Below are 3531 nucleotides of genomic sequence, written 5' to 3'. Positions count from 1 at the left end.
CGATGGACTCGGCGGCGGCGTCCCCGCCCGGCGCCCCGGCCGGCAGGTCGAGGCCGGCCCGGTAGGCGCTGGTCAGCACCGTGCCCAGGATCGCGATGCCGAGGGCCCCGCCCAGCTCGAACGCCGTCTCCGACACCGCGGCCGCGGCCCCCGCGCGCTGCCTCGGCGCGGTGGCCAGGACGTTGTCGTTGTTGACGGTGAAGGCGAACCCGACCCCCATGCCCCCGATGATCGAGATCGGCAGCAGCGTGAGGTAGTTCAGCTCGGTGCCCAGCGTCGTGTAGTACAGGAACGAGCCCGCGTTCATGGCCAGCCCCAGCGCCACCACGCCGTTCCTGCCGAGCGGCTGGATGAGCTTGGCGGCCAGGATGCCGCCCGCCGCGCCGCTCAGGCCGCCGGGCAACTGGGCCAGCCCCGCCAGCAGCGGCGACCAGCCGAGCACGAGCTGCAGGTACCAGGCGAACATCAGCATCATGGCCGACATGGCGAAGATCGCCAGCAGGTTCGTCAGGATCGACACGCTGAACGCCCTGCGCGCGAACAGCCGTACGTCGATCAGCGGCTCGGCCAGCCGCGTCTGCCGCCACACGAACAGCGCCAGCAGTCCGATCCCGGCCGCGCCCGCGCCGAGCACGTCGGCGTGCTCCAGTCCCTTGTGCGCGGCTTCCTTGATCGCGTAGACGGCGCTCACCACGCCGGTGAACGACAGGGCCACGCTGGCCGGGTCGATCCGGCCCGCGTCCGGGTTGCGCGACTCGGGCAGTACCACGATGCCGCCGACCAGGACCAGCGCCATGATGGGCACGTTGATCAGGAAGACCGACCCCCACCAGAAGTGGTCGAGCAGCAGGCCGCCCACGACAGGTCCGACGGCGAAGCCGGCGGCGCTCATCCCGCTCCAGATGCCGACGGCCGCCGTCCGCTCGCCGGGATCGGTGAACACGTTGCGCACGATCGACAGGGTCGAGGGCATGATCGTGGCGCCGGCCACGCCGAGCAGCGCCCTGGCGGCGATCAGCAGCTCGGGGGTGGGCGCGTACGCGGTGACGGCGGAGGCGGCCCCGAACGCGGCCGTGCCGATGAGCAGCAGGCGCTTGCGGCCGATGCGGTCGCCGAGGTTGCCCATGGTGACGAGCAGGCCGGCCAGCGCGAAGCCGTACATGTCGCCGATCCACAGCAGTTGCGTGGAGCTCGCGCCGAGATCCGTCACCAGGCGGGGCAGCGCCAGGTGCAGGACCGTGAGATCGAGCGAGAGCAGCAGCGTGGCCAGGCAGGCGATCGCCAGGCCGGCTCCTTTGTTCTTCATGCCGCCCACTGTCGGAGCGGCGGCTGACGGCGGGCCTACCGCTCGCTGACCGCCCGGCTGACCGCCGCCAGCCCGGCGGCGATGCGCTCACGGGTGTCCTCGGTGCTGAACCAGTCGTCCGGGCACACCTCGCGCGCCTGGAGCAGCAGCGTACGTGCCCGATCGAGGTCGCCGCGCGCCAGCGCCACCTCGCCCTGCCCCAGCCAGGCCCAGGCCAGGGTCTCCATGGAGCCGTTCCTGCGCGACAGCTCGGCCGCCCGGACGTAGTCGTCCCACGCCCTGCCCGGCTCGTCCAGGTGGACCAGCGCGTCGGCCCGGCGGCACAGGCTCTCGGCGATCTCCGTGTTGGCGTCCAGTTCGAGCGCCGTGCTGAGCGCCTCGTCGGCCAGCGCGTACGCGGCACGGTAGTCGCCCTGCGCCTGGCGCAGCGCGCCGAGCCCGGACACCACCAGCACCGTGCCCCAGCGTTCCCCGAGCGCCTTGAACGCGGCCAGGCTCCGCTCGAACCTGGCCAGCGACTCGTCCGTACGGCCGAGCACCTGAAGGACGAACGCCTGGCCGCTGAAGGACAGCGCCTCCTGCCAGGGCGGCAGCGGCCCGGTCCCGTCCTCCTCCAGCAGGCGGTAGATCGTCTCGAAATCCTCGGGCGGGCCGGTGAACATCGACAGCAGCATCATCAGGAACTCCACCCGCATCGGCAGGTGGGTGATCGGCAGCAGGCGGCGCGCCTCGTCCATTCGCGCCCGCAGTGTCTCGTCCCTGGCTCCCGACCAGGCGGTGATGAGCACGCACATGACGTACTCCTCCTCGCGGCCGGGAAAGCGCGTCTCGCCCAGCGCGGCCAGCAGTCCCAGGGCCAGGTCCGCGCTGGTGCGGCGGTGGCCGCGCATCCACCAGTAGCAGGCGCTGTGCGCCATGAGCCGCAGCGCCAGTTCCAGCCGCCCGGTCTCGGTGCTCCAGCGTACGGCCGCGTCGAGGTCGGCGCTCTCCTCGTCGAGCCGGGCCAGCCACTCCATCTGCTCCGACGTGCGCAGCCGGGGGTCGGCCTCCATCATCAGGTCCAGGTGGTAGCCGGCGTGCGCGTCGCGGATCGCCTCCTGCTCTCCCGACTCCGCCAGCCGTTCCGCGCAGAACGCCCTGATCGTCTCCAGCATCCGGAAGCGGCCGTCCGCGAACTCCACCAGCGACTTCTCCGCCAGCGAGAACAGCACCTCCTCCGGCAGCCCGCACACCCGCTCCGCCGCCTCCGGCCGGGCGCCGCCCACGAACACGCTCAGCCGCCTGGCCATCCGCTGCTCGTCCTCGTCCAGCAGGTCCCAACTCCACGCGACGACCGCGCGCAGGGTCTGATGGCGGGGCAGCGCCGTACGGCTGCCGCGGGTCAGCAGCCGGAACCGGTCGTCGAGGCGGGCCGCGACGTCGGAGACGGACAGCGTACGGAGGCGGGCCGCGGCCAGCTCGATGGCCAGCGGCAGCCCGTCGAGCGCCCGGCAGATGTGCGCCACCTGCGCGGCGTTGCCCGCGTCCACGGCGAAGCCCGGCCGTACGGCCGCCGCCCGGTCGGCGAACAGCCGCACGGCCGCGTAGTCCAGCGGGTTGCCCGCCTCCGGCGGCGGCAGGCCGAGCGGCGAGACGGGCAGGATCGATTCGCCCGTGATGCCCAGAGCCTCTCGCCCGGTCGCCAGCACGCGCAGGCCGGGGCAGGCGGCCAGCAGCTGATCGGCCAGCTCGGCCGTGGCCGCCACGAGGTGCTCGCAGTTGTCGAGGACGAGCAGCAGCTCGCGATCGGCCAGCGCGGCCAGCAGCCTGGACAGGGGGTCCACGGCGGGCCGGTCGGGGTGGTGCAGCAGCGCGTCGCGGATGTCGAGGGCGGCCAGCACGGCATTCGCCACCCCGTCGGCCCCAGAGTTGGGCGCGGACATGGGCGCAGAGATGGGCGCAGAGACGGGCGCGAGCGGCACGAAGCACACGTCGCCGCTCTCCTGGGCGGCGGCCTCGATCGCCAGCCGCGTCTTGCCCGCGCCGCCCGGGCCGATCAGCGTGACCAGGCGGCCTGCCCGCAGCCTGGCGCTCACCTGGCCGAGCTCCTCGGACCGGCCGACGAAGCTGGTGAGCTGCGCCCGCAGCCCCTGCCTGCCCCACGCCCGCCCCGCCCGCTCCGTCCCAGCCGCGTGCGGCCCTGTCCCGTGCGGCCCTGTCCCGTGCGGCCCTGTCCCGTGCGGCCC

The 3531-nt window shown here is 73.6% G+C and carries 2 protein-coding genes; both read right to left on the bottom strand.

Translation table 11 applies throughout. From position 1 onward, the window contains the following. Window positions 1-1306 (bottom strand): MFS transporter (locus ABFX54_RS56235; protein WP_346115544.1); only part of this gene is annotated, 1306 nt, incomplete at its 3' end. 35 nt (window positions 1307-1341) lie between these two features. Beyond that, on the bottom strand, window positions 1342-3531 hold a 2190-nt coding region (locus ABFX54_RS56230), incomplete at its 5' end, for an ATP-binding protein (protein ID WP_346115543.1).

The sequence above is a fragment of the Nonomuraea maheshkhaliensis genome (assembly GCF_039529435.1).
GTDB classification, from domain to species: domain Bacteria; phylum Actinomycetota; class Actinomycetes; order Streptosporangiales; family Streptosporangiaceae; genus Nonomuraea; species Nonomuraea maheshkhaliensis.
This window is presented reverse-complemented; position numbering and strand designations above follow the sequence as displayed.